26 protein-coding genes and 1 tRNA gene are annotated in these 22,989 nt (G+C 70.4%); 12 read left to right on the plus strand and 15 right to left on the minus strand.

What is annotated here, in order from left to right:
- The 4 genes from ACFZAX_RS07805 to ACFZAX_RS07820 form a co-directional block, all read left to right on the plus strand.
- A partial coding sequence (locus ACFZAX_RS07805) for an RHS repeat-associated core domain-containing protein (protein ID WP_390960085.1) occupies positions 1-426 on the plus strand: 426 nt, incomplete at its 5' end.
- Between the two features lie 650 nt (positions 427-1,076).
- On the plus strand, positions 1,077-2,024 hold the full coding sequence (locus ACFZAX_RS07810; RefSeq protein WP_390960086.1) for a hypothetical protein: 948 nt from the start codon (positions 1,077-1,079) through the stop codon (positions 2,022-2,024).
- Positions 2,021-2,218: a hypothetical protein gene (locus tag ACFZAX_RS07815; RefSeq protein WP_390960087.1), complete on the plus strand. Its 198-nt coding sequence runs from the start codon at positions 2,021-2,023 to the stop codon at positions 2,216-2,218. Before ACFZAX_RS07810 ends, ACFZAX_RS07815 begins: the two co-directional genes overlap by 4 nt.
- Positions 2,219-2,443: 225 nt before the next feature.
- Entirely contained in the window at positions 2,444-3,025 is a 582-nt protein-coding gene (locus tag ACFZAX_RS07820) for a hypothetical protein (protein ID WP_390960088.1), read from the plus strand.
- A gap of 19 nt (positions 3,026-3,044) precedes the next feature.
- Here the strand turns inward: ACFZAX_RS07820 and ACFZAX_RS07825 are convergent.
- Positions 3,045-3,835, minus strand: a protein-coding gene (locus ACFZAX_RS07825) for an IS5 family transposase (protein ID WP_390960499.1) whose coding sequence is annotated in 2 segments (ribosomal slippage) — positions 3,045-3,533 and positions 3,536-3,835 — 789 coding nt in all. Because the reading frame shifts where the segments join, the coding sequence is not laid out codon by codon here.
- Between the two features lie 93 nt (positions 3,836-3,928).
- On the opposite strand from ACFZAX_RS07825, the gene ACFZAX_RS07830 reads away from it, so the two are divergent.
- Together ACFZAX_RS07830 and ACFZAX_RS07835 are read left to right on the plus strand one after the other, a co-directional pair.
- Complete coding sequence (locus tag ACFZAX_RS07830; protein WP_390960500.1) at positions 3,929-4,978, plus strand: helix-turn-helix domain-containing protein; 1,050 nt, start codon at positions 3,929-3,931, stop codon at positions 4,976-4,978.
- 12 nt (positions 4,979-4,990) lie between these two features.
- Positions 4,991-5,566: an HD domain-containing protein gene (locus ACFZAX_RS07835; protein WP_390960089.1), complete on the plus strand. Its 576-nt coding sequence runs from the start codon at positions 4,991-4,993 to the stop codon at positions 5,564-5,566.
- 157 nt (positions 5,567-5,723) lie between these two features.
- Here ACFZAX_RS07835 and ACFZAX_RS07840 read toward each other — a convergent pair whose 3' ends face one another.
- Both ACFZAX_RS07840 and ACFZAX_RS07845 read right to left on the minus strand, forming a co-directional pair.
- On the minus strand, positions 5,724-6,467 hold the full coding sequence (locus tag ACFZAX_RS07840) for an ATP-binding protein (protein ID WP_390960090.1): 744 nt from the start codon (positions 6,465-6,467) through the stop codon (positions 5,724-5,726).
- Positions 6,468-6,469: 2 nt separating this feature from the next.
- Positions 6,470-7,381, minus strand: a complete 912-nt coding sequence (locus tag ACFZAX_RS07845; protein WP_390960091.1) for a hypothetical protein — start codon at positions 7,379-7,381, stop codon at positions 6,470-6,472.
- Positions 7,382-7,718: 337 nt separating this feature from the next.
- Between ACFZAX_RS07845 and ACFZAX_RS07850 the strand changes: the two genes are divergently transcribed.
- Entirely contained in the window at positions 7,719-8,234 is a 516-nt protein-coding gene (locus ACFZAX_RS07850) for a helix-turn-helix domain-containing protein (RefSeq protein ID WP_390960092.1), read from the plus strand.
- 458 nt (positions 8,235-8,692) lie between these two features.
- Here the strand turns inward: ACFZAX_RS07850 and ACFZAX_RS07855 are convergent, their stop codons facing one another.
- The 3 genes from ACFZAX_RS07855 to ACFZAX_RS07865 are packed head-to-tail and all read right to left on the minus strand — an operon-like array spanning position 8,693 to position 10,325.
- Positions 8,693-9,541 carry a Scr1 family TA system antitoxin-like transcriptional regulator gene (locus tag ACFZAX_RS07855; RefSeq protein WP_390960093.1) on the minus strand — a complete coding sequence of 283 codons (849 nt, stop codon included), beginning with the start codon at positions 9,539-9,541 and terminating at the stop codon, positions 8,693-8,695.
- Positions 9,542-9,562: 21 nt separating this feature from the next.
- Entirely contained in the window at positions 9,563-10,093 is a 531-nt protein-coding gene (locus ACFZAX_RS07860) for a DUF6879 family protein (RefSeq protein ID WP_390960094.1), read from the minus strand.
- Positions 10,062-10,325, minus strand: a complete 264-nt coding sequence (locus ACFZAX_RS07865) for a hypothetical protein (RefSeq protein WP_390960095.1) — start codon at positions 10,323-10,325, stop codon at positions 10,062-10,064. The genes ACFZAX_RS07860 and ACFZAX_RS07865 overlap by 32 nt, the downstream gene beginning before the upstream one ends.
- A 202-nt stretch (positions 10,326-10,527) precedes the next feature.
- Between ACFZAX_RS07865 and ACFZAX_RS07870 the strand changes: the two genes are divergently transcribed.
- Together ACFZAX_RS07870 and ACFZAX_RS07875 are read left to right on the plus strand one after the other, a co-directional pair.
- Positions 10,528-10,695, plus strand: coding sequence for a hypothetical protein (locus ACFZAX_RS07870; RefSeq protein ID WP_390960096.1), 168 nt, complete (start codon positions 10,528-10,530; stop codon positions 10,693-10,695).
- A gap of 166 nt (positions 10,696-10,861) precedes the next feature.
- The gene (locus tag ACFZAX_RS07875; protein WP_390960097.1) at positions 10,862-11,065 is read left to right on the plus strand and encodes a hypothetical protein; all 204 of its coding nucleotides are present in this window, start codon (positions 10,862-10,864) and stop codon (positions 11,063-11,065) included.
- 86 nt (positions 11,066-11,151) lie between these two features.
- On the opposite strand, the gene ACFZAX_RS07880 is transcribed toward ACFZAX_RS07875, so the two are convergent.
- Positions 11,152-12,408 carry an MFS transporter gene (locus ACFZAX_RS07880; RefSeq protein ID WP_390960098.1) on the minus strand — a complete coding sequence of 419 codons (1,257 nt, stop codon included), beginning with the start codon at positions 12,406-12,408 and terminating at the stop codon, positions 11,152-11,154.
- A gap of 127 nt (positions 12,409-12,535) precedes the next feature.
- Here ACFZAX_RS07880 and ACFZAX_RS07885 point away from each other — a divergent pair, with 127 nt between their 5' ends.
- The gene (locus ACFZAX_RS07885) at positions 12,536-13,471 is read left to right on the plus strand and encodes a LysR family transcriptional regulator (protein WP_390960099.1); all 936 of its coding nucleotides are present in this window, start codon (positions 12,536-12,538) and stop codon (positions 13,469-13,471) included.
- A 395-nt stretch (positions 13,472-13,866) separates the two neighbouring features.
- A complete protein-coding gene (locus ACFZAX_RS07890; protein WP_390960100.1) occupies positions 13,867-15,039 on the plus strand; it encodes a hypothetical protein in 1,173 nt (390 codons plus the stop codon).
- 217 nt (positions 15,040-15,256) lie between these two features.
- On the opposite strand, the gene ACFZAX_RS07895 is transcribed toward ACFZAX_RS07890, so the two are convergent.
- Positions 15,257-15,329 (minus strand) — tRNA-Arg (locus tag ACFZAX_RS07895).
- A 399-nt stretch (positions 15,330-15,728) separates the two neighbouring features.
- Positions 15,729-16,271: a sigma-70 family RNA polymerase sigma factor gene (locus ACFZAX_RS07900; RefSeq protein WP_390960101.1), complete on the minus strand. Its 543-nt coding sequence runs from the start codon at positions 16,269-16,271 to the stop codon at positions 15,729-15,731.
- 221 nt (positions 16,272-16,492) lie between these two features.
- On the opposite strand from ACFZAX_RS07900, the gene ACFZAX_RS07905 reads away from it, so the two are divergent.
- Positions 16,493-18,076, plus strand: coding sequence for a BTAD domain-containing putative transcriptional regulator (locus tag ACFZAX_RS07905; protein WP_390960102.1), 1,584 nt, complete (start codon positions 16,493-16,495; stop codon positions 18,074-18,076).
- Positions 18,077-18,130: 54 nt separating this feature from the next.
- Here ACFZAX_RS07905 and ACFZAX_RS07910 read toward each other — a convergent pair whose 3' ends face one another.
- From ACFZAX_RS07910 to ACFZAX_RS07935, 6 genes are all read right to left on the minus strand, one after another.
- Complete coding sequence (locus ACFZAX_RS07910) at positions 18,131-18,748, minus strand: TetR family transcriptional regulator (protein WP_390960103.1); 618 nt, start codon at positions 18,746-18,748, stop codon at positions 18,131-18,133.
- 115 nt (positions 18,749-18,863) lie between these two features.
- Complete coding sequence (locus ACFZAX_RS07915; protein ID WP_390960104.1) at positions 18,864-19,580, minus strand: dienelactone hydrolase family protein; 717 nt, start codon at positions 19,578-19,580, stop codon at positions 18,864-18,866.
- A 116-nt stretch (positions 19,581-19,696) separates the two neighbouring features.
- Entirely contained in the window at positions 19,697-20,029 is a 333-nt protein-coding gene (locus tag ACFZAX_RS07920) for a DUF4873 domain-containing protein (RefSeq protein ID WP_390960105.1), read from the minus strand.
- A gap of 17 nt (positions 20,030-20,046) precedes the next feature.
- The gene (locus ACFZAX_RS07925; RefSeq protein ID WP_390960106.1) at positions 20,047-20,979 is read right to left on the minus strand and encodes a diiron oxygenase; all 933 of its coding nucleotides are present in this window, start codon (positions 20,977-20,979) and stop codon (positions 20,047-20,049) included.
- 5 nt (positions 20,980-20,984) lie between these two features.
- Positions 20,985-21,881, minus strand: a complete 897-nt coding sequence (locus ACFZAX_RS07930; RefSeq protein ID WP_390960107.1) for a ThiF family adenylyltransferase — start codon at positions 21,879-21,881, stop codon at positions 20,985-20,987.
- Complete coding sequence (locus ACFZAX_RS07935; RefSeq protein WP_390960108.1) at positions 21,878-22,822, minus strand: hypothetical protein; 945 nt, start codon at positions 22,820-22,822, stop codon at positions 21,878-21,880. Before ACFZAX_RS07935 ends, ACFZAX_RS07930 begins: the two co-directional genes overlap by 4 nt.
- Positions 22,823-22,989: the final 167 nt, after the last annotated feature.

The following is a 22,989-nucleotide window of genomic DNA, read 5'->3' on the forward strand; positions in this document are numbered from 1 at the left end:
GGCGCCTACACCGACCCCACCGGCCTCTACAAAATGGGCGCCCGCTACTACGACCCCACCCTCGGCCGCTTCACCCAACCCGACCCCTCCGGCCAAGAGACCAACCCCTACCTCTATGCCGAAGGCGACCCCATCAACCGCACCGACCCCAGCGGGCTCTACAGCATCACTGACGCGGTAGACGACGCCACCGATGTCACCGACGCCGTTTCAAGCGGCCTGCAGGGAGACACCGATGCCCTGTGGGGACAGGTGGCCGGGATCGCTACAGGGATTCTGATCGAATCGGCCTGCCAGTTCGTGGCGGGATTCGCCGGAGCGCCTACTGCCGGAGTCGGAGCTGTCGCAGTGGAAGTCGGTTGCGCCTACGCAAGTGCCGCAGCGGGTGACTGGGTGGCCGGGACCGTAGAAAGCCAGCTGCAGTAGTCATGGAAAGGAGCGGGGCGGGCACTGGGTAACTCTCCCGCCCCACTGAAGGTCACCAGCAGCAGAACAAAGATTACGGAGGTGGTTCGAATGGCTCGTATATTTGAGGATCTGTACGGCTCCCGCAATGCAATTCGGAGAAACGGCATAATAGTAGTCGTCTCGTCCATTTTTCTTTACGTTCTGGCTGCAGTCCTGGGTGGAATGGGTGGCTGGGGGGCCGCATTCCCGCTTCTTCTGGTCGCTGTCGTAGTCGACGTGATCTGCATTTCGGTCTGGTTTGCCTTCAGAACCCAGAATCGTAGCTGAAGTACTCAAAAATCAGCATAAGCGAAGGAGACTGTCATGACGTTGGCGCGCGGGGGATGGACCCCCGGAGGGACGCTCGGAATTGTTCTGTTCATCGTGGCGCTCGCCTGCATCGTGATTCCCATCGTTATCGCGCGAAGTAAGCGAAAGTAGAGAGACAGCCGGGGAAGCCCGAATCGCGGGTACTCTCCACGAGAGCGGAAGCGGGCCGGGGTGTCCGGCGAAGGCTCCGGGGCGCCGACCGGCTGGCGAAGTCCGGTGGCGAGGCCCGGGGCGAGCGCCCCGTACGGGTGACTGATCGGCCGGGGCCTGGTTCAGCGTCAGGCCTGCCGGGACCGGCGGTGCGACAACGGCACCCGCCTCGACACCGTGCCGACTGCGAGAGCTGCGCCAAGGTGCTCCACGTCCGCCAGGCCGCCCGGATCCAGGTAGCGGCCGAGGTCGACCAGGAGCTGCCCGGCATCGATGACGCCGCCCGCCGCCAGGTCGTCGAGGAGCGGCTGCGTGCCCGTACGGCCGTCGACGCCGGGCGGCTCGTACGGCGCCGCGAGGAGGCCCGCGTCCGGGAGGCCGCCCGTGCTGCCGCCCGGGAGCGGGCGGAGCTGGAGCGCCAGGCCGCAGTTGTGGCCGCCACGGTGCGCCAAGCGCTGGCGTGTGAGGACTGCGGGCAGAGCGGGTCCGGCGGGCTGTGCGAGGCGTGCGGCTGCCGCCGCGAGACCGAGGTGCTCACTGTGCGGGCCGTGGAGCTCGTCGCGGCGCGGATGCTCGCCCCGTCGGCCGGTGCCGTAGACGTCGCGGCCCTCGACACCAGGGTCCGCACGGCCATCGACAGCAAGGTCGCCACCGAGTGGGCGCAGCTCCTGGAGATCTCCGACCCGGCCGACCTCGACGCCAACCAGGACGACGCCGAGCTCGCGGCCGCGTTCACCGCCCGCAGCACCGTTCAGCAGATCGCCGACCAAGCCGCGGTCAGCGCGCTGGCCGCGTTCGGCCGGACCACCGAAGCCGACACGGAGGCCGACCAGGCCTACCGGACCGAGCAGAACCGCCGCTGGTTCCGGCACACCCCCACCGGCGAAGCCGCCGTCGCCGCCGCGACCAAGGCCGCCACCACCGCCCGGAATCGCGTCGCCCAGCACCTGCTGACGGCGCGCCTGGAGCAGCTGCGCGAGCAGGCCACCGCGGGGCACCGGGCCGGACAGGTCGGAGCTGGGTCGTGGACGGACCGGCTGCCGGAGCTAACCGCCCGCGCTCTCGACGGTGACGTTGCCGGGGCGGTGATCGCGTGAGCGTCGAGTGGGAGCTGAGCGGGGTCGACCTCGCGCGTCAGGCCCTGACCGCCGCCCGGGAAGCGGCACGGAGGAACGGGACCACCAGCCGCAAGCCGAAGCGGCGCACCACCACCATCGTCGTACGGCGCGATGGTCGCGAGCCGCTCGGGCTGGGCAGTGCGATCAGCCGGATGCGACCGAACGCGGCATGACCGCCCCGGCCGCCGGCGGCAGCGTCCTCGCGCACTTCGACACGATCCTCGCCGCGGTGGCGCCCGAACTCGTCGGCCGGGTCCGGGCCGTGGGATATGACGCGAACACCGGGCGCCTGGACGTCGTCCCCGGCACCCCCGGCGGTCGCCACGAAACTCCGGTGGACCGTCCCGAAGCTGGGCGCGGCCGCCAACGCACAGGTTCCCGGAGCGAGCGTCCGTACCGTGCACGTCCTGGCGCCCGCGCCCGCGACGGCCGGCCCCGTCATGGCGGCCGAACCGGTCCCACCGGCGGTGGCCGCCGGACCTGCCGTGCGTCTGCCCGCACCGGAGGGCTACCACCAGGCGCTCGCCGCCCACCGCGCCGCCCGCCTGGCGAAGACGACCACCGATGCGAGCGACTGGATGAGCGTGGTGTGGGCGGCGACTTCGCCGGAGTCGGGACTGTTCCATCCGGTTGAAAGACGTTCAGAGGTGAAGGATCTGTCAGACCGCTTTAACGACCTGCGTTCTCGTGGTGAGGGGTACGTCGAGGTTCGGTCGCCGAACAGGGAGTTCCCGGTGCTGACCCTGGCCTTCCGGGGTGATCACGCTGTCGTCCATCTGATGAGTGACACCGAGCGGATGTCTCTGCTCGTAGGAGACGGCGCCGTGCCCTCGGGTGCCGAGGTTGAAGTGCCGATCATGGACGGCCTCGCCGCGTTCACGGGCGACTTTGTCCTGGATGTTGATCGGGCGTGGGGCCTGGTGCACGACTTCGCCCGGACGCGGGCGGCTGGCCCGCTGGGTGAGTGGTGTGAGCTGTAGCCAAAAGCTCGTGGCCCGATCATGATCGGGCCTTCGTGAGGCGTCTCCAGCAGATCAGGCCGCAGGCCAAAGAGACGAAGGCGTCGTGGAGTTCGGTGCGGCGTTCCCAGCGGACGGCGAGTCGTTTGAAGTGATGGAGAAGGGCGAAGGTCTGCTCGACGACGTATCGGAGCTTGCCCAGGCCCTTGATGTTCGGCGATCCCTTGCGGGAGATGACGGGCAGGATCCGGCGGTGGCGCAGCTCGTCACGGTTGGGGTTGGAGTCGTAGCCCTTGTCGCCGAGGAGGGCTTTGGGTCGTCGGCGGGGCCGGCCGGGGCGGCCCGCGACAGGTGGGATGCCGTCGACCAGGGCGAGGGTCTGGGTGACGTCGTTGACGTTCGCCGCGGTGGTAATGACCTTGAGTGGGGTGCCGCGTCCGTCGCAGATCAAGTGGTGTTTGCTGCCCGTCTTCCGCCGGTCGACCGGCGACGGACCGGTGTCGGGCCCCCCTTTTTCGCGCGGATGTGGGAGCCATCCACGCACGCGCGCGACCAGTCGAGTTCACCGGCCGCGTTCAGCTCGGCGAGCAGGACCCGGTGCAACCGGTCGAAAACCCCTGCCTTCTGCCAACGGTCCAGGCGGCGCCAGCACGTCTGCCCTGATCCGAACCCCAACTCCAAGGGCAGGAGTTGCCAGGCTATGTCGTTGTAGAGGACGAACAGGATGCCCTGCAGACAAGGCCGGTCCGACACCGGACGCGGCCCCGGCGACCGCTCCGGCCACGGAGGCAGCAACGGCTCGATCAACGCCCACAACTCATCGTCCACGATCCACGGTCGAGTACCCACACCCTCACGAACAGCCGAATCGTCATACCGGTTACGCCCCACCAGCGCACTTCAGCAAGATCGTGTTACGAGCTCATAGTCTCGGGCTACGTTTTCCGCCTCCTTCGTGAGCAGCTGGGACATACCCAGGAAACTTTTGCTGAACGTCTTCGGATTTCGCCCGACACCATTGCGGGCTGGGAAAGCGGGCGTCGCCCTCTGACCGCAGTGCCGGTCGGACAGATGCTCATGTACCGCCACCAGCTGCTCAAGCTGGGGAGCACGCCGACTCTCGTGCTGGCCCTGGAACGGGCCCTGGAAGCTGACGTCCTCCTTGCCTGCGCACTCGATGAAAGTCCCGTCGAATACGATCCGCTCGGCGCCTGGGTCATGCGGCGTGACCTGGTCGAAGTCCTGTCCTGGCCCCTTAACGGCGTGGCCCCGAACCCTTTGCGCTCGCTGCCCGATCCGCCGAGGCCACGACGCGGCCCAGTGCCGGCCGTCCCCGAACTCCCCGCCGCGGAACGCCGACGCTTCTTTTCCCGCATGCGCCAGACCGCAGAGCAGGCCCGCGGGGCAGAGCGCTTCCTGCTGCGCCGCCAGGCTCTTTACCTGGCCGGCTACGACGACGCCCCCGACACCTCCGACTGGCTGATCCAGCAGCAGCGCACGGAGTGCCCGGCCGGGTGGCTGACCCCTTGGCTCAACGCCCGCTCCGTCGCCGCCGTCGCGGCCAGACAGGGAGATCGGGACCGCATGGGGCACTTCATCACCACGACGCTCGCCGACGACGACGCGGGCGAAGCAGCGAACCTCAACTACTGGGCCTACTGGCTCGGCGAGTCTGTGGGCCTACAGCTTTCCGACGACTTCATTGCCGAGGCGAACCCCGGCCCGTGGTCCGGCGACAAGCTGATGCAGCACCTCGTACGGGGGCTCACCCCACGCCACGGCTTCTTCGACCTGAACGTCCACACCATGTGGGCTCTGTTCGCTGCTCGCCCGAATCTGCTGCGCCCCGGCACCCCGGCCGGGAAGGAACTGCGCCTTGCCCTCCCCGTGATGTTGGATGACCGGGAGCTCTCGGTCCGGGCGCGGCGGGAGTTGGAGGGTATCCGGTACGCGATCCGCCTTGCCGAGGCGTGAGAGGAGATGGTCGTGGCTGACGACTTGTCGGCAGTGGGGCGCTTCTTGTTCGAGGCGGGCACGCTCAAGCAGACCCGGCGAACGGGGTGGTGGATGGCGGGCGTCCGTGACCCGGAGAGCGTCGCTGAGCACTCGTGGCGCACGTCCCTGATCGCCACGATCATCGCGAAGCTGGAAGGCGCCGACCCGGCCCGTGCCGCGTTCCTCGCGGTGTGGCACGACACTCAGGAGACCCGGACCGGGGACGTGAACCACCTCGGGAAGAAGTACGCGCCGGCCGGTGCCCCGGAGGAGGTGACCGCCGACCAGACGGCGGGCATGCCCGAGGTACTGGCCTCGACGGTTCGGGACCTGGTCGCGGAGTACGAGGCGAAGGAGTCGCCCGAGGCGATCTGCGCCCGCGACGCTGACAAGTTGGAGTGCCTGCTCCAGGGCATCGAGTACAAGGCCCAGGGCTACGAGAACGCTCAGCGCTGGATCGACAACAGCCGCGGACGCCTCGTCACCGGGACCGCGAACCGTCTGGCCGACGAACTGCTTGCGCAAGGCTCCCTCGACTGGCTGCGGACTGCGCTCAAAGAGAACTGATTCGGGACGTGACGTATCGCCCCTGCCCGGCGTGGGGCCGGACGGGGGCGTGCGGGTGTTCAGAGCCAGGAGGGGGCTGGCCCCGGGTGCCGCCTGCGATGATCGGGCGCGAGTCGCACCGTCCGTTTTCGGGTGGACGACGACTCCCTCCCCAGGGTCACCCGGCGGCCCGGCGCCGGTCCGTGCCGGTCATCGCGACGATCCGGGTGTCCTCGGAGAGCCGTGACACGATCCGCTCGCCGAGGGCGGTGGCGAGGTCGGGGCCGGTGGCGCGGCCCTGTCCGTCCAGGGGCGCGCGGGCGGGCAGGTTGCTGGTGTAGAGGCTGGGGCGGCAGGCGTTGTACCGCTCGTTGACCAGGCGGTACGTCACCTCCTCCGTCCACTCGCTGGCCTTGGCGGATCCGAGGTCGTCCAGAAGCAGCAGCGGGACCCGGCAGAGACGGCGCAGCTCCTCCTCGGTGCCCCGTTCCGAGCCCTTGGGACGCAGGCGGCCGTACAGGTCGGCGGCGGTGATCGAGATGACCTCGTACGTACCCGGGCCGGCTTCCGCGATGCGGCGGAGCGCGCCGTACGCCTCGTACGTCTTGCCGGTGCCGGTCGTACCGGTGAGGAGCAGCGACCCGGCGGACTCCGGGTCGGCGGCCACGGCGTCCGCCCACTGCCGGACGACGGGGAGGGTGGCGTCGGCCCGCCGGTAGCGGGGCGGTGTCGCGGTCTGCCAGCGGCCGAGCGCCCACGCGGCGCGGCGGCGGTGGTGGTACTCGGGGTGGCCGGGCTCGTCGGGTACGGGCCCGTCCACGACGGGGCCAGGACCGACGCCCTGGCGCTGCCTCTCGGCGATGCCGCCCATGAGGTGGGCGAGGGCGGACGGCCCGAGGACGCCGATGGTGGCGGGTTCCATGGTCAGAATCCGTTCTCGTACACGGACGGGTCGACCGGGTTGGTGTACGGCTGCCAGCCACCGGGGGCGGGTACGGCGTGGCGAGCGGGCGGTACGGGCCTGACCGGCTGTGCGGGCCGCACCTGCTGCGCGGGCACTGGGGGCCGTGCGGGGCCGGGCGCGGGCAGCGGAGGTAACTCGCGCCAGCCGGGCAGGAAGTACTTCGCGAAGCTGATCTCGCGGGCGCTCGCCTGCCGTTGGGCGAAGGCGGCGAGGGCCGGGACTCCGGTCCGCTCGGTCAGGGCTTCGACCAGGGACCACTCGGAGGCCGAGAGGTTCCAGCGTACGAGCACTCCGGCGGTGGTGAGCGCGTCGACCAACGGGCGGGCTCCGGCGGGGATCTCGGGGCCGGGGTCCACGGGAGCGGGTGCTCCAGCTTGCTTGCTTTCACTCCTGGTAGGAGTGGTCTGGTTGAGGGGTCCTGATGTCGGACCCCTTGAGGTCTCGTTCTCGGACCCCTCCGGTCCGGATTCAGGACCCCTGGCCCTTTCCGTGCCGGTCCGGGTTCCGGACCCCTGCTTGCGCTCGGGGGTCTCGTTCCCGGACCGGTAGCTGTCGCCCACCGGTCCGGTCTCCGGACCCCTGGCTGTCTGCGCAGGGCGCACATGGCTCACGGCGAAAGGAAGTTGGTAGGTGGCTGCTCGGCTTCCGACGGCTGGATCCACGATCATCAGTTCGCCGGAGGAAAGGGCGGAGTCGACTGCCTTGACGACCGAGGATCGGGCTGCGTTCACGCGGGAGACGAACTCGCTCGTGCCCATCCGGGCGGTGCAGTCCGGTCCTGTGGCCTTGTCGGCCACCGCGAGCATCACCAGACGGACGTTCCCCTTGGCTCGGGAGCAGGTCCACACCCAGTGCATGGCGTCGATGGTCACGGGGTCCCTCTTCCATACGTTGGTTGGTGGGAGCGACGGCCCGGCAGGTTGAGGCGTTTCCGCACTGAGGCCTCTCGGGACGGGCGTGTCGGACGGTCCCCGGGTGCGTCTCGGTGACGCGCGGGACAGGCCAACTCCGCCCTTCAAATGTAAGACACGTTGCGTAGGTGTGCAACTACGCTCGGTACCAAGGTCTTCCAATGTAAGACTTTGGGCGGGTGTGCTGGTCACACGAGGGGCTCAAGAGAGGCGTGGGCCGGGGAAGCGCCACTGCGGCGCGGGTCGGGCTTGGTTGTGAGCTCTCCGGGCTTCGTGGCATGCGGCATGATGTGGGGCCATGGACTGGGTGGAGCTGGGGCGAGCGTTGCAAGCGGCCCGCGAGGCGGCGGGGTTGACGCAGCGTGAGATCGCTCAGCGGCTCGACGTGGGCCTGTCGACCGTGCAAGGGGTGGAGCGAGGGAGGGCGCTCAAAAAGGTGAGTCCTCTCATCCGTGCGTATGCAGCCGAAGTCGGCTGGCCGCGTGGGTCCGTGGAGCGCGTTCTCCGGGGAGAGCCGCCCCTCGGGACCGAGCCCGAGGAAGCGGCGCCGAGCACTCCGGAGCAGGCCGAGCCGATCGCGTCGGTGGCCGACGGCAAGCTTCCGGTGCGAGTGGTCGACGACCTCAACAGCGAAGGTGTTCTGCTCGACACCGACGTGATCGACCTCCCCGGCGGCGCACAGGCGATCGTCGTGGTCAAGGGGAGGGTGAGAGGTACGCCGCAGGAGATCCAGGTTGCGCTGGAGGCGTGGCGGCGCGTGCAACCGCACCTGAGGGAACTGCTGGAGGAGCCGCCGACCCCGGCGGGGACGTAGAACCGACGAAGCAGGCCCGTCGCTTGCCGGCCACTGCCCGAGGGGGCTCGGCTGTCGTCGCGGAACGTGCCTGATCCCGGTCTCGACCGAGCTCCGGGCGTGGCCGCGAATCAGACCCCTGTTTCAGGAGATCGAGGCGGCAGCCGAGGGGCCTGACTCCGTTTCCGGGGCCCGGCGCGGGCGAAACACGCCGCCTCCACCATGCCGGCTGGGAGGCTGATCCGCAGCTCCGTCCTGCAGCACGCCGAGTGGCCCCGGTGCCTGGTGCCCGGCGCCGGGCGCGCCGAGCAGCGACGGCTCCGATGTGCGTCGCCGTCGCCAGGTTCACCGGTCCGAAGTCCAGCTCGCCCAGCACTCGACGAACATCCGCCGACGCCAGGGCGACCCCCGCGTCGACCGCCGCCGTTTCGCACGTCGGCTTCGCTCCGGACTCCGCGTCCGTCGCGGCGCCTTGTGCGTCAGCCGAGGGCGTCGATGGCTTTCACGATCAGGGCACGGGCGCCTGCTCCGTACACCGCACCGCTTCTCAGTTCCTCGAAAGCGCGGAGGTAGAGACCGATCTCGGAAGGCTGGGTGATGCGGACCTGTGCGGACACCAGCTCCACCGACACGAGGGTGTCGTCGTAGACGTGGAAGGTCTCACGCGGCCACTGGCCCCGGTCCGATGTCGTCGGGATGACCCCGAGCGACACGGCCGGCAGGGCGCCGGCGGTCAGGAGATGGCCGAGCTGCGCGGCCATCGCGTCGGCATCACCGATCCGGTAGTGCAGCACCGACTCCTCCATGAGGAGGACGAAGCGCCGGCCGCCTTCGTGGATGATGCGGGACCGGTCGATGCGGGCCTGTGCGGCAGCGGCACTGTCATCGAAAGGGAGGTCTCGGAATCGGGCGCTCATGCCGAGCACGGCAGCCGCGTACCCCTCGGTCTGGAGAAGTCCCGGGACGAGTGATGACGAGTAGACGCGGAAGAGTTCGGTCTGGCGGAAGAACTGGACGGCGCTCTCCTGGAGCTGCTTCAGCCCGCCGCGGGTCCGGTGCCGCCACTCGCTGTACATCGACTCGGCGTGCAACGACTGGGCGATCAGATCGTCGGCCTGGTCCTCGGCGCCCAGAGTGCGGCACCACAGCCGGATGTCCTTCGCGGTCGGTGCCGTGCGCGCGTTTTCGATCCGAGAGGTCTTCGCGTGGTGCCAGCCGCACCCCCGCGCCAGGTCCACGACGGTGAGTCCCGCTCCCTTCCGCAGGTCACGCAGGCGTCGTGCGACAACTTCGCGTGCGGTCTGCGCGGAAGAGGAGGGGAGCGTCACGTGGGTAACCGGGGCTTCTGCTCAGCGGAGCGTGTACTGGTCGTGAGGCACCGCACGCTCCCACACGGCCTCGAATGCGTCTCCGCACAGCTTGGCCGATGCCGGATCGTCGGAGTTCTCCGGCCCCTGTGAAGTACCGTCGCCGGAGAAGTGGTTCCACTGGACCAGTCGACCGTCGAAGAGCCAGAAGTCGTTACCGGGCAGGGCGATGTCGGACGCCTGTCGGCGGGGCAACCACCGGACCAGCTCGCCCGCCGCCACGTTGGTGAAGGTCCCGGAGTGCTCGTACCGGATGTAGTCGCTGACCGGCTCGGAGACGATGCGAGCCCTCCGGATGATCACCCCTCGGCCCACGGCACCGGCAACGGTGTCGAGCCACGGCCGCCACCACGACGCCCGGTCCGCCGGGTCGTGCCGGAACCCGGCCCGCCACTCCGCGAACGGCCCGCGCTCGTTGTCGACGGCGTAGTGGTCACGCATCTCCAGGTGAACGGCGGAGTGCTCGCACCGGTCGAGAAGCTCACTGAACGTCAGCGGCACGTTCGACGACATCGCACGCCTCTCTGATCATGCCCACCATCCGGGCGGGGATACGAACGACTGCCTCGCTCTCCGGGATGCCGACCGCATGGCCCGGAGCGGTGAACGCTGCCGCCTCTGCTTCGAGTTCGGGACTCGGCTTCCACCCCTGGAGCACGAGTTCGTTGCTGGCCGGGTCGACCCACACGGTCGGGCTTTCGTTGTCTCCCGTGCTGGGATCGATCCCGATGAACAGGAGCGGCATGCTGACCTCCGGTGGCGACGTGTGCAGTTGTGTGCGCCAGAGTCGTACCCGGGGCGTCAGCGAGTCAAGGGCGAAAAGAAGTCATACACCTGCACGCGTGACTGGTGCGCACATTTCTGCACATCGGTGGTGTTCGTGCACGGTGCGCTCCTACGGTCTCCGTACCCACCGCGAAGGGTGACGCCGAACACGAGGATCACGCATGACCGCTCCGGTTGATCTCCCTGATCCGACGCTGCTGTCAGACGCGCAGCAGCGGGGTGCCGGCTGTGTCTGGTGCTCCGCTTCCCTGACGCCGGGCGACGCGCACGACCTCGGCCCCAGGGCCGACCCCGCGTACGCATCCGTCACCTGGTTCCCCCGCTGCTGACTCACTTGCTGGAAAGGACGGACACGATGACCACCACGGAGACACTCACCCCCGGGGACCGCGCGTACCGCAGGTGGCTCACTCACACCGTCCGGTGCGCGACGTGCCGGGCGGACCGCCCGTGCGCCATCTCGGTCCGGCTCGGGCGGAAGTGGAGGGAGGCCCGATGACCTACCCCCGCTACTGCGTCGACTGCGACCGGACGATCACCGGCAACGCGATCGTCGTCGCCGAAGGGCACTCCGCCTCCGGCGCCCGCCCGGACGCGTACGCGCACCCGCCGGGCGACCCGGGGTGCACGGTGCGGCGGGCGTCACCGTCGGTACTGCGCCAGGTGCCCGACGCGCTCCCGCCGACTGCCCGCAGCTGAGGCTTCAGCCCTCCGTCGGGGCCCCGACCGCGCCGGTGGGGCCGGGCCCGGGGCAGCGAGGGGCACGCCGACGCGGTCGGCGTCGGTCATCGCGACGCCGAGCGGCTGCGGGACGGCTCCGGCTCGTGCGGCGACGTCGTCCGGTCGTGCCGGGGGAGCAGGAGCGGGGTGGCCAGGATGAGCAGCCCCGCGACCGTGAGGGCCGTGCGCGGGCTGGTGGCGTCGGCGAGCAGCCCGGCGAGGGCGGTGAGGACGGCGATGGACGCCTGCTGGCCGATCGACCAGGCCGACAGGGTGCGGGCGACGAGATGCTGGGGGGTCTGTTCGAGCCGGTAGGTGGCGAGCACCGGGGTGTACAGGCTCATGTTGACGATGATCGCCAGCTCGACGGCCATCACGGTGACGAGGCCCACGACGCCGGGACGCACGAAGGCCAGGCCGATCAGCCAGACGGCCCGCAGGGCGCCGACGGTCCGGAAGACCCTGTGCCGCCCGTACCGGGCCACGACCCGGCGGGCCAACCGCGAGCCGATGAGTCCGCCGAAGCAGGGAGCGGCGAAGGCGAGGGCGTACTGCCAGGGCGGGAAACCGAGTTGGCGGAGGAGGAGTACGGCCAGCAGGGGCTCGGTGGCCATGATCAGTCCGGCGACGAGGACCTGGTTGAGGTAGAGCGCGCGCAAGCCGGAATGGCCCATGATGTGGCGCCAGCCGTCGAGCAGTGCGCCCGCCCGGGCCGGGCTCCTGCCGGGTGTCGTCGGCGCTTCCTCGCGGTCGCGGATCGCGGTGATGCAGAGCGCGGAGAGCAGGTAGCTGAACGCGTCGGCGACCACGGTGACGACCGGCCCGAACAGGCCGATGGCCGCCCCGCCCAGCGGGGGCCCGACCGCGATGGAGCTCCAGTTCGTGGACTCGAACCGCGCGTTGGCCGCGAGCAGGTCGTCCGGCCGGACGAGGGCCTTGAGGTAGGCGCCGCTCGCCGCGTTGAAGGCGATCTTGGCCGCGGCGACCAGGGCCGAGACCACGAGCAGCTGGACGAAGCCGAGCCGCCCGAAGGCGTAGGCGGCCGGGATCGTCGCCATGGCCGCGAACCGGGTCAGGTCCATCGTGATCATGACGGGCCGCTTGTGCCGGAACTCCACCCACGGCGCGAGGGGCAGCGCGAGCAGCGCGCCCACCGCGGGCCCCACCGCGGACAGCGCGGACACCTCGGCGGGACTGGCGTGCAACGCCAGCACGGCGATCAGCGGCAGCGCGCCGAACCCGAGCCCCGAACCGTAGGCGCTGACCGCGTACGCCGTCCACAACCAGCCGAACGAACGGCCCGGCGGTCTCCTGCTCACCATGCGCAGCGCTCCCACCCGAACAAACCGACGTTGACCCGTGAGAGCTAAGCGAGCGGCACAGCAGCAGGTCAAACAACCGCGTGGCCCGATGTCCACAACCATCAGTTGTTCACTAAGGTGGGTCGGCGTGGATCTCGAAGCAGTGCGTACCTTCACCGCCGTCGCGGAAGCGGGCCAGTTCCAGAAGGCCGCCGACGACCTGTCGATCACCCAGCAGGCCGTCTCCAAGCGCATCGCCGCGCTGGAGCGCGGCCTCGGCGTGCGACTGTTCACCCGCGCACCGCGTGGCGCCGAGCTCACCATCGACGGGCAGGCGTTCCTGCCCCACGCACGTGAGCTGCTGCGCGTCGCCGAACGCGCGGTCGCGTCGGTACGCCCCGGCAGCCGTCCGCTCCGCGTCGACGTGCTCAACTCGCGTGGCGCGCAGTCGGGGCTGATGCGCGGCTTCCACCACGCGTGCCCCGAGACCGCCCTCGACGTGGTGATGCTGTTCGAGATCGAGACGGCCGTCGCCGCCATCCGGTCCGGTGCGATCGACGCGTCCTTCCGCGCCGTCGCCGCACCCGGCCGGCCCCTCCCCGAGGACATCGAGTCGGTCCGGGCGCTCGACGAGCCGCTCCAGCTCCTCACCGGCCCCGCCCACGCGCTGGCGGGCGCCCGGTCGGTGACCCTCGCCGAGCTCGCCGGGCACCGGATCTGGATGCCCGGCATCGTCCCCGGTACCGAATGGGCCGCCTACTACGACGACCTCGTCGCCGAGTTCGGCCTCACCATCGAGGCGACCGGCCCCAACTTCGGCTCCGACGCGCTCCTCGACACCATCGCCGACACCCCGGCCCTGGCCACCTTCATGGGCGAGCACACCCGCCTCATCTGGCCCACCGGCCACGACCTGCGCCGCATCCCGGTGACCGACCCGACGCCCGTCTACCCGCACTCGCTCCTCTGGCACCGCGACAACGCCCACCCGGCCCTGGCCACCCTCCGCGCCCACCTCGCCGCCACGACGGCCGGCCACGACACCGCCGGGACCTGGACGCCGGGCTGGGTGACTCCGCGCTGAACGACGCCCCCGGCCCGTACGGCGGGGCGACCTGCACGGCGGGGCGTCCTGCATGACGAAGACCCGCCGCCGTGCGGTCGGAGAGGCCGTCGTGGGTGCCGTGGGTGCCGTGGGTGCCGTGGGTGTCATGGGAGCCATCGGCCGCTGGGAGGGCGGGCGCCGACCTGCCTCGCGCAGCCGTGGCGGGCCGGGGCGCCGTGTGCGGCGGCGGAGGTGACCGGTGTGGCGGCGGAGTGGCCGGTGCGGCCACCCACTCCCGGATTCAGGTCGAAAGCATGTCCATCATGACAGGTCAGCGCCATTTTTCGTAGGACGGAACGCACAGTTCGCGAGGCTTGTCCGGTCCGTCCCCGCCGCTCAGAATCTCCCTCGTACGTCATCCGGAGACAGGGGGAATGGTGACGATCGATCACGACGCGGTGCTGCGGGCCCGCGTGCTGTTGCTGGGGTCCGGCCGGCGGAGCCGGGCCGAACTGGTGGGCGCGTACCGGGTTCTGGCGGAGGTGAGTCCGAAGGCGTACATGCCGAAGCTGGTCGACGCCCTGCTCGCGTTGCGCCACGAGAGCCGGGATCCCAAGGTGGATGTCGCGCTGACCGCCGAGGCTTCCCGGGCCGCTCGCAGGATGGACGCGGAGGCGCCGGACCGCGAGGAGCGGTTGCGCCGGGCCTTGGACGCCTACCAGGCGTCCTTGTTCGCGCTCGGGCGCAGGACCGAAGGACACGCGATCTGCCGGGAGTTGGCCGAGGCCGGCCAAAGCGGGCCCCTGGCACGCGTTCTGGCCGAGGAGGGCCGTTTCGTGGAGGCGGCGGAACTCGACGAAGTGGCCGCCCGGAACAGGATTCCGGAGCGCTCCTTCTGGTACATGGTGCCCTGGGCGGCGAACCTGGAGGGCGCCGGGCAGCACGACGCCGCATCGACCGTCTTCCGCGAGCTCATCGAGGAGACCCGGCGCGAGGCAGCCGAACAGCGCACCGCTCTGGCGATACTCACCTGGGAGCTGGTCCACTTCTCCCGGATGCGGGAGACCGCCGGGGACGGCGCGAGCGCCGTGGCTGCCCGGCGCGAGGCCCTGGGCGTCCTGCAGGAGCTCGCGACCACGGGCGAGCCGAAGAGCCGGGGTCATGTCCACGCGTGGTGGAGGGCGCTCTTCGTCCTGTCGGGGCGGGCGGCCGAACCCGCCGCCGGGCCCGAGTCCCCGATGCCGCCGTTCGGTACGGAGCACGGCTGGTCGTGCGACGTGCGGGACGGCTTTCTCGGCATGCGGCCGGGCCTCGAAGCACAGGCGGCGAGCGCGCGCGAGGCCGGCCGGCTCACCGAGCTGGTCGACCTCCGACGCAGGATCTGCATACGCGCGGCCGTCAGCGAAGGGGACCGGCCCTACCTGTTCGAGGAGCGGTTCACGCCCTGCTTCGACGAGGGAGTGACGCTCGCCCGCCGCCTGCCCGACAAGCCCGCACTCCTCGCCCGTGCCCTCACCGACCGGTCGATGTTCCTCGTCGCGGCACGGTCCTTCGGACCCGCGCACGCCGACTTCGCCGAAGCGGTCGCCCTTCTCCACGATCACTGACCGCACCGCCCGTGGCCTGGCCCGGTGCTGGGCCACGGCGCTGATCCACCCGCACATGACCGCCGGCCGGGACCGGGCCATCGCCGAACAGCTCGGGGCGATGATCCGTAAGCGGCAGGGAGACGCCGGGCCGTAGGGGCACGCAGGTGGCACGGCCGTGGTCATGAGAAAGGGCCAGTTCTGGAGGATCACGCCTCCGAACTGGCCCTTCGTGCTGTGCCCCCGGCAGGATTCGAACCTGCGACACCCACTTTAGGAGAGTGGTGCTCTATCCCCTGAGCTACGAAGGCGGGGATCTGTCGGAAAACGTGTCGGAAATCAGGCTGAACCTTGCGATGCCAGACACGTCGACCCACGGTGTTGCCGGTGCGCGGCCCAGGGCTGCGCACTGGCGCCAGTGTAGCGGGTGGGGGGAGCAGGCTGCTGTCGGACAACTGGGGTGGCCTGCGGCAGAGGGGAAGGAGGCGCAGGGGCAGCGTCTGTTCCGGACTGCCCCTGGGGTGAGCGGTGGCGCGCGCTGTCGACGGTCGGGTACCACCGGCTGTGGGATTTTCCTGCGACGCGCGTGGAGAAGGCGACCGGCCTCCCCGGATGCCGGTGGGGAACGGGCAGGTCAGGAGGGGCGTCCCCTTCGCCTGGCGCCCCTCCTGCCGTGTGCGCGCGGGATCCGGCCGGGCGGCAGGCGTGGGTCAGCGGGCCATTTCCTGGTGGTAGAGCACCCGCAGTCGGCTGCGGGCCCGGGTGAAGGCGCTCTCCGCCGACTTGTACGTGATCTGCAGCGCGTTCGCCGTCTCGGCGGTGCTCAGGCCGCGTGCCCGTGCGAGCAGTACGTCGCGTTCGCGGTTGCCGAGTCCGGTGAGCTGGGTCAACAGCCAGGCGCCCGCAGCCCTGTTGCAGACCCGGTGCTCGACCTCGGAGCCGGGGTCCGGCTCGGGCCGGCGCAGGATCTGGACCCGGACGGCGAGCCTGCGATCGCGCTGGGTGCCGCGCTGGTGGTCCACGCACAGGCGCAGGGTGATGGTGGTGAGCAGCGCGGCGACCCGGGACTCGTCGAGCGCCTCGAAGGACACCGCGCGGATCATGGCCTCCTGGACGCAGTCCTCGGCGTCCGAAGTGCGGCCGAGCCGGCTGGTGGCCAGGCGCAGCAGGCGCTCGCGCTCGGCGAGTACGAGGTTCCAGCGGTGGTGGTGCCGTTCCTTCTCAGTGCGGGGGTGGGACAGTGTGCGCGTCACATCAGCTCCCGTGCGAGGTCGTGGTGGCAGAGCCAGCCTCAACGGGGGCGGTGCAGGAAAACTTGATGAAAGCATTTTTTGATTCCTCGCCCGTGGCAGGGGCCGTTCAGCGAAAATAAAGAAATCTCCCATCGTGGCAGTGCTTCGTTTACCAGAGCGAAGTCCGCTGATTCCGGTGGGCTGAGCGATCCGGAATCGCGTGCACACGGGGGTGGGCAAGCATGGTTCATGTTCAGCTGTTGGGGCCTGTGGAGTACCGGACCGCCGGGGAGGATTTGGCTGAACTGGGACGGGCCAAGCAGCGTGGCGTTTTCGCCATGCTCGCCGTCAGTGCCAATGAGGTGGTCATGCCTGACGAGCTGATCAGCTGGGCATGGAACGCGGACCCGCCGAAGTCGGCGCGGAACATGATCCATTCCTACATCTCGCGGCTGCGCGGCGCCCTGGAGGACGCCGACGACGGCACGGGGGCCGTCCTGCGCCGCCGGCACGGCGGGTACGTCCTGGAAGCCGATCCCGACGTGATCGACCTGCACCGCTTCCGCCGCACCGTGGCGACCGCCCGTGCCGCGGGGACGGACACCCGCACGGCCACACGGCTGCTGCGGGAGGCGCTCGGCAGTTGGCACGGCAGGCCGCTCGGCGGGGTGTCCGGGGAGTGGGCCACCCGGACGCGGTCACAGCTGGAGCGGGAGCACTTGTCGGCCCTCGTGGAGTGCCATGAGGGTGAACTACGGCTCGGGGGCGGCACCGGGCTCCTCGACGAACTGCACTCGCTCGCCGATCTGCATCCGGACAACGAGCTGGTCATCCGCAATCTGATGACCGGGCTCCACCGCTCCGGCCGCCGTACCGAGGCCGTCGAGGCCTACGAGACGCTGCGCCGCCGGCTCGCCGACCAGCTGGGAGTGGAGCCGGCCCAGCAGACCACGGCGTTGCGCGCCACCATCCTGCGTGCCGATCCGGACCTCGCCGCGGCCGGGCCCGCGGTGCCCGACGTAGCCCTGTCCGTGCCCCGTCAGCTGCCGCGCGTCATCCGCTGCGTGGGCCGGGAGCAGGAACTGGCGATGCTCGACGGGTCCGTCACCGCCGCCGGCGGACGCCCGGTCACCCGGGTGATCGAGGGCCCGCCCGGCATCGGCAAGACCGCCCTGGCGGTCCAGTGGGCGCACCGGGTGGCCCACCGCTTCCCCGACGGCCAGATCTTCGTGGAACTGCACGGCGGCAGAGCTGTGGCGCGGCCCGGGTGCGCGCACCTGGCCGGGCGGACACCGGAACAGCGGCGTGCGCCGGCCGAGCCGGTCCGGGGCCTGCGGGCGGCCGTGCCCACGCGTGACCGCGTGCTCACGGGCGACGACGTGCTGCGGCTCGTGCTGCGGAGTCTGGGTGTGGTCGTGCCGTCGGGAGAGGCCGATCCGGTCGCGTTCGGCCAGGCGGTGCTCAAGGACCTCCGGGTGCTCGTCGTCCTCGACGACCTGACCTCGCCGGAGCAGCTGAAGGTGCTGCAGCCCGGCCCGTCCGCCGGAGCAGTCCTGGTGACCACGAGGGATGCCCGCCACCTCGCGGGAGCCGACGTGCTGCGCACCGTGGGACTGCGGGAGCTCAGTGTCCAGCAGGCCCGGCGCATGCTCGCCGGGATCCTTGGCGAGCGCCGGGTCGAGGCGGAGGCGCTTGCTGTGTCCCGGATCATCGACCTGTGCGGGCGCTCTCCGCGGGCGCTGAGCGCGGTTGCCGAGCAGGCGCTCGTACGGCCCTGGCTGCCCCTGTCCGATCTGGCGGCGGCGATGGCGGGCCGCACGGGGTGACCGGAGGCGTCCGTACGCCCGTGGCGGCCGGGCCCGCGGCCACGGGCGTACGGCTCAGCGCGACGTCGTCGCCAGGGCGTCGAAGAGGGTGCGCAGTTCGGTGATGCCCGCGTCGAGGGCCTGCTGCTGGTCCTCGGCCCGGGCCACCGCCATCGCCGTCTCGCACAGGGCGCCGTACAGGAGATGGGTGAGGGCGGTGACGGAGTGCGGCGTGATGTCGCCGGTCGCGGCGGCGCGCCGGACACCCTCCTCCATCATCTTCAGACAGCCGGAGTTGATCTCGCGCATCTCCTCGGTGCCGAGTGCGCCCGGGGCGTCCAGGAGGTTGATGCGCTGGACGTCGGGTGCGAGGACCTCCACGAGGAAGGCCCTCGCACCGACGAACACGGCTTCCCAGGAATCCGGCTTCGCGTCCAGGTAGGCGCTGGCCACGATGTGGGCGAGCCGGTTCTGTTCGCGCTCGTACACCGCACGGAAGAGGTGCTGCTTGCCGGAGAAATGGTGGTAGAGGGCGCCCTTGGTGAGGTGGGCGGCCTCCACGATGGCATCCAGCGGCGTCGCGTTGTAGCCGCGTTCGGCGAACAGCGTGCGAGCGGCGCGGAGCAGTTCCTCGATGGTGCCGTCGGACCGTTCGCGCTGCGTCGGACGCGTTCTCGTACGAGTGATGGGCATGTTCACACTCCCCGAGGTTCGACCGCCTTCAGCTGGCTTTCCAGGCTACACGCACTTTCATTCCGCCCGTACGTATGCGTTCCGGTCTGTTTCGGCCCGTTCCGTCGCCGGTGCCTCAGTGCGCACCGACGCGTTCCACGAACCGCAGGACCCGATTCCACGCGTCCGCCGACGCATCGGCGTACGCGTCGCGCTTGGCGTCGAAGAAGCTGTGCGGGGTGCCGGGGTAGGTGACGACCTCCCGGTCCACGCCCGCCGCGGCCAGTGCCTCGTCGAACGCCGCGACATGGGCCGGCGGGATCCCGGGGTCCTCCCCCGCCATGAGGGCCAGCACCGGCGCTGCCAGATCGGCCGCCCGGCTGGTCGGCCCCGCGGAACCGTCCGGCCCGTCCGCGGGCCAGCAGTAGAAGCCGATCACACCGGCCAGGTCGAAGCGCCCGGCCGCCGCCATCACCGCGAGCCGGCCGCCGATGCAGAAGCCGGACGTGAGGACGGCGCTCGCGGCGCCGCCCTCCTCCGAGCGCAGGTGGGCGATGGCCGCACTCAGGTCGGCGTAGAGCTCACGGGGGCTTAGCTTGGCCATGTGCTGGGCGTACGGGAAGTCCTTCTCCCGTTTCCCGACGCCTGCCGTACGTCCGTAGTAGTCGACGACGAGCGCCCGCACGCCGTTCTCCGCGAAGCGCTTGGCCAGTTCCGTGTAGAAGCCGTACAGCCCACGGACATCGGGAAGGATCACGATCGCCGTACGCGTTCCGCCGGCCGGGGCGGCGGTGAACGCGGCGAATGTGTTGCCGTCACTCGCGGTCAATTCCAGATACCGGCTCTCGATCACCGAATCAGGATTGTGCGGTACCGGTGGAATGGCGTCCTCATCGAAGCACATGGGCCGGAGGCCTCCGTTTTTCTGAGTAGTTCTGTTCTCTTCGAGCGTGGTTCACTGTGCGTTTTTCATGCGTCGGAGGAGTTCGCTTCCTCCTCCACTTCTTCCAGGCTGAACGGAACGCGGAACGGCGGCACGCTCGTGCCCTCGATCCGGTACCGGTTCCACAGGTCGGGTTCGGTGATGCGGCCCACCGCGTCGCCCTCGGCCGTACGCAGCACCACGCCGGCGCTGCCGTTGCCGACCAGCCGGGTCAGCTCCTCGTGTGCCTCCAGCCGTCCGTACCAGCGATAGCGGCCGTCCAGTGGCTGGAAGCGGCCGGTGAGCCGGGCCCTGAGCGTGAACTCGGCCCGGTCCTCCACGACCAGGACCGCAGGACCCTCGTATCCGTCATCTTCCACGGTCGACTCGCTTTCTTCTAGGCGTCCTTCAGCCAACCGGCCTCGCGCCACACCTTCTCCGAGCGGCCTCCGATCAGACCGATCGACTTGTAGTACGGGGCGATCCGCTCGGCGCCGTACGCACCGTTGACCAGGCCGATGGGGTTGGAGCGCCCCGCCTCTACGCAGGCCTTCGGATCGAGACCGGCCCGCTCGTACATCAGAGGGTTGTACCGGTCATGGCGTACGGTCTTCACCACGGAGGCGAGGAAGTCGCGGAGCAGCTGCAGGCGCCGCTTGGAGAGCGTCGGCACGAACCGCTCCAGCTCGGTGCGGGCGAAGCTGATGTGGCGGGCCTCCTCCACGACGTGGATACGGGCAACCGTGCGTACCAGCGGCTGCACCGTCTCGTCGTTCGCCTGCTCGCGCTGGAAGCGGTCGAAGAACTCCTCGGTGAGCAGGAGCATCGCCCACAGCGCGGGCACCGGCGCGAAGGTCTTCAGCAGAAGCCCTGAACGCTGCGTCTTGCGGCTGACGGGGTAGAACTCCGAGCCCGTCTTCTCCACCAGCTGCGCGAACATGATCATGTGGCGGACCTCGTCCGCCACCTCGGTCAGCGCGAACTGCACCTGCGGGCTGGTGATGTCACGCTTGTACGCGTACCGCGACACCAGGTGCAGCAGGATGTGCTCGGTCCACACACCCGCGGCCAGCGACGACGCCAGCTCCTCACGGCTGAGCAGCAGCTTCTGCTCCAGGGTCAGGGAGTCGTACAGCTCCGTGCCGAAGAGCGAGATCCGCTTCTCGGGCAGGAACCACTTGCCCTCCTCCAGCGGTTCGTCCCAGTTGACGTCGACACGCGGGTCGTAGGAGTGCCGGGCCGACGCGACGAGCAGCTGGGCGGCCTTCTTGGTCTGCCGGACGAGCGGGTCGCCCGAGCGGCGTCCCGGGCGGTCGGTTGCGGTGGTCATCGCGACTACTCCTTGTCCTGTGCGGGCTGTGAACTTTCCGAATGGGGGTCCGGCAGCTCGGCGTCCGCCGAGACCAGCCGGTGCACGTCGACCGTGAGGCGGTCGCGGACCGGGTGGCCGGCCAGGATCTCGATCACGTAGCGGGCGGCGAGCACGCCGAACTGGTGCGACGCGTAGACGAGCTGCGGAACGCTGTAGTCCGGGTCCCCGCGGTGCGCGGTGACGTCCGCGATCAGGTCGGCCGGGACGATCTCCCGGGGGATCACCTTCAGCAGCAGCGTCCACAGCGCGCCCTCGGCGATGTCCTCGGCGCTGACCGCGCCCGCGAGCGGGGCGGGATCGGTGCGGTAGTCATAGAAACGCACGTGCTGGGTGCCCGACAGGTCGTAGCCGGAGACCACGGGCAGGCGGCGGTGGGCCGCCGCCACGTGGAGGGCGTGCTTGGCCCGCCAGCCGGAGAGGGTCGTGACGTCCACGCCGTCGACGACCACGTCCACGCCGTCCAGGAGCAGTTCGGGGGCGTCGGGGCGGATGCCCGCCGTGTCGACCCGGATCTCGGCGTACGGGTTGACCGACCGGATGCGCTCGGCCGCCACCTCCGCCTTGTTCCGGCCGATGTCCGCGCGGGTGGCGCTCTGCCGGTTGAGGTTGTTGAGCTCGTACTCCCCGGGCTCGGCGAGGACGAAGCGCCCCGTGCCCAGGCGGGCCAGCGGTTCGACGACCGCTCCGCCCGTCGAACCGCACCCCGCCACCAGAACGGTGGCGGTGCGCAGCCGCTGCTGCACGGCGTCCGGAATCAGTCCCCGGTTGCGCTCGGTCAGGGACCGGTAGTACGACTCCGGGGCATCGGAGACGTCGGCGGTGCCCGTCCTGACCGCGGGGTCCGCGGCTGTGGTGCTCATATTTTTACCCTCCGGATCTCTCCCCCGACCCGGCTGACCAACTGCTTGAAGCCGGCGAGGGGGTTCGTCGCGTCCAGTGCGCGCTCGAGCCAGTGCACGAGCTCGTCCAGCTCTTCCCCGCGGGGTACGCGGGCCACGAACGGCTTGACCGACTCGCGTTCCACGTACGCCGGGAAGAGCAGGTCGTCCTCTGCCAGCGAGGGGCAGGTGCCCTCGATGACGGTGATCTCCTTCAGGCTGCGCGCCAGGCGCCGCACGGCCAGACCCTCCTCGCCGTCCCCGACCAGGAACTTCGGCCTGGGCGAGAGCCCGGCGAGGACGGTGTAGAAGCCGAGCATCAACTCCAGTGACAGGCGCAGACGCTGGGCAGGTGAGGTGTCCCGCTGGGAGGCGCGCTGCATCAGGCGCTTGATCTCCCAGATCTCGTGCCCCGTGACCGGTTCGTCCACGGGCACGTGGTCGAAGAGGTTGATGCCGTGGGCCACCTCGCAGGGAAACGGGGCGCGGTCCGGGTGGGTCACCGGCATGGGTGCTGAATCCGTCGAGGCGATGACGGACACGTACCGCAGGATCGCGCCGGTCGACTCCTCCATGCCGATGACGTGGATCTCCTCGCCGTGCCCCGCGCCGAGCGGCTCCGCGAACAGGCCGCGGGCGAAGGCGATGCGGTCGCTGGCGAACCGGGACCGGAGGTACTGGGCGAGCCGGAACCCGTAGATCGCCAGCCGGTAGCGTTCCGGCAGCCGGGAGTGCGGCACCGCGACCACGGTCAGGCCGTCGGGGCGCCGGGCCAGGTACAGCGGATCGGCCTGCTCGGCCAGGCCCGCCACACTCATCCGGTCGTGCAGGGCCAGCACGTGCTCCACGTAGCGAGCCCTGCGGCTGTCCTCGGCGGTCGCCGCCTCGGCCGGCAGCGCGCCGGCGACGGTCTGCGGCGTCATGTAGGTCCTCCCTGGGGGGAGCCGGCGGAGGTCGCCGGGACCGGGTCGGCCGCGGACTCCGGCGCCAGGGGCGCGCCCAGTGACAGGGCGGTGCAGCGGGCCACCGCGGCCTCGATGTACGAGGCGGCCGAGAGCGCGGCGGCGGCCTGCGCCCGGCGCGTGGCCGC

Origin of the sequence: Streptomyces sp. NPDC008125, from assembly GCF_042957125.1 — a bacterium.
Lineage (GTDB): Bacteria > Actinomycetota > Actinomycetes > Streptomycetales > Streptomycetaceae > Streptomyces.

Coding starts and splice junctions, on each gene's coding strand:
- ACFZAX_RS07840 (WP_390960090.1), bottom strand. CDS start 6,467: ATGGAACCCGCCACCATCGGCGTCCTCGGGCCGTCCGCCCTCGCCCAC.
- ACFZAX_RS07850 (WP_390960092.1), top strand. CDS start 7,719: ATGGACTGGGTGGAGCTGGGGCGAGCGTTGCAAGCGGCCCGCGAGGCG.
- ACFZAX_RS07860 (WP_390960094.1), bottom strand. CDS start 10,093: ATGTCGTCGAACGTGCCGCTGACGTTCAGTGAGCTTCTCGACCGGTGC.
- ACFZAX_RS07865 (WP_390960095.1), bottom strand. CDS start 10,325: ATGCCGCTCCTGTTCATCGGGATCGATCCCAGCACGGGAGACAACGAA.
- ACFZAX_RS07870 (WP_390960096.1), top strand. CDS start 10,528: ATGACCGCTCCGGTTGATCTCCCTGATCCGACGCTGCTGTCAGACGCG.
- ACFZAX_RS07875 (WP_390960097.1), top strand. CDS start 10,862: ATGACCTACCCCCGCTACTGCGTCGACTGCGACCGGACGATCACCGGC.
- ACFZAX_RS07880 (WP_390960098.1), bottom strand. CDS start 12,408: ATGGTGAGCAGGAGACCGCCGGGCCGTTCGTTCGGCTGGTTGTGGACG.
- ACFZAX_RS07890 (WP_390960100.1), top strand. CDS start 13,867: ATGGTGACGATCGATCACGACGCGGTGCTGCGGGCCCGCGTGCTGTTG.
- ACFZAX_RS07905 (WP_390960102.1), top strand. CDS start 16,493: ATGGTTCATGTTCAGCTGTTGGGGCCTGTGGAGTACCGGACCGCCGGG.
- ACFZAX_RS07910 (WP_390960103.1), bottom strand. CDS start 18,748: ATGCCCATCACTCGTACGAGAACGCGTCCGACGCAGCGCGAACGGTCC.
- ACFZAX_RS07925 (WP_390960106.1), bottom strand. CDS start 20,979: ATGACCACCGCAACCGACCGCCCGGGACGCCGCTCGGGCGACCCGCTC.
- ACFZAX_RS07930 (WP_390960107.1), bottom strand. CDS start 21,881: ATGAGCACCACAGCCGCGGACCCCGCGGTCAGGACGGGCACCGCCGAC.
- ACFZAX_RS07935 (WP_390960108.1), bottom strand. CDS start 22,822: ATGACGCCGCAGACCGTCGCCGGCGCGCTGCCGGCCGAGGCGGCGACC.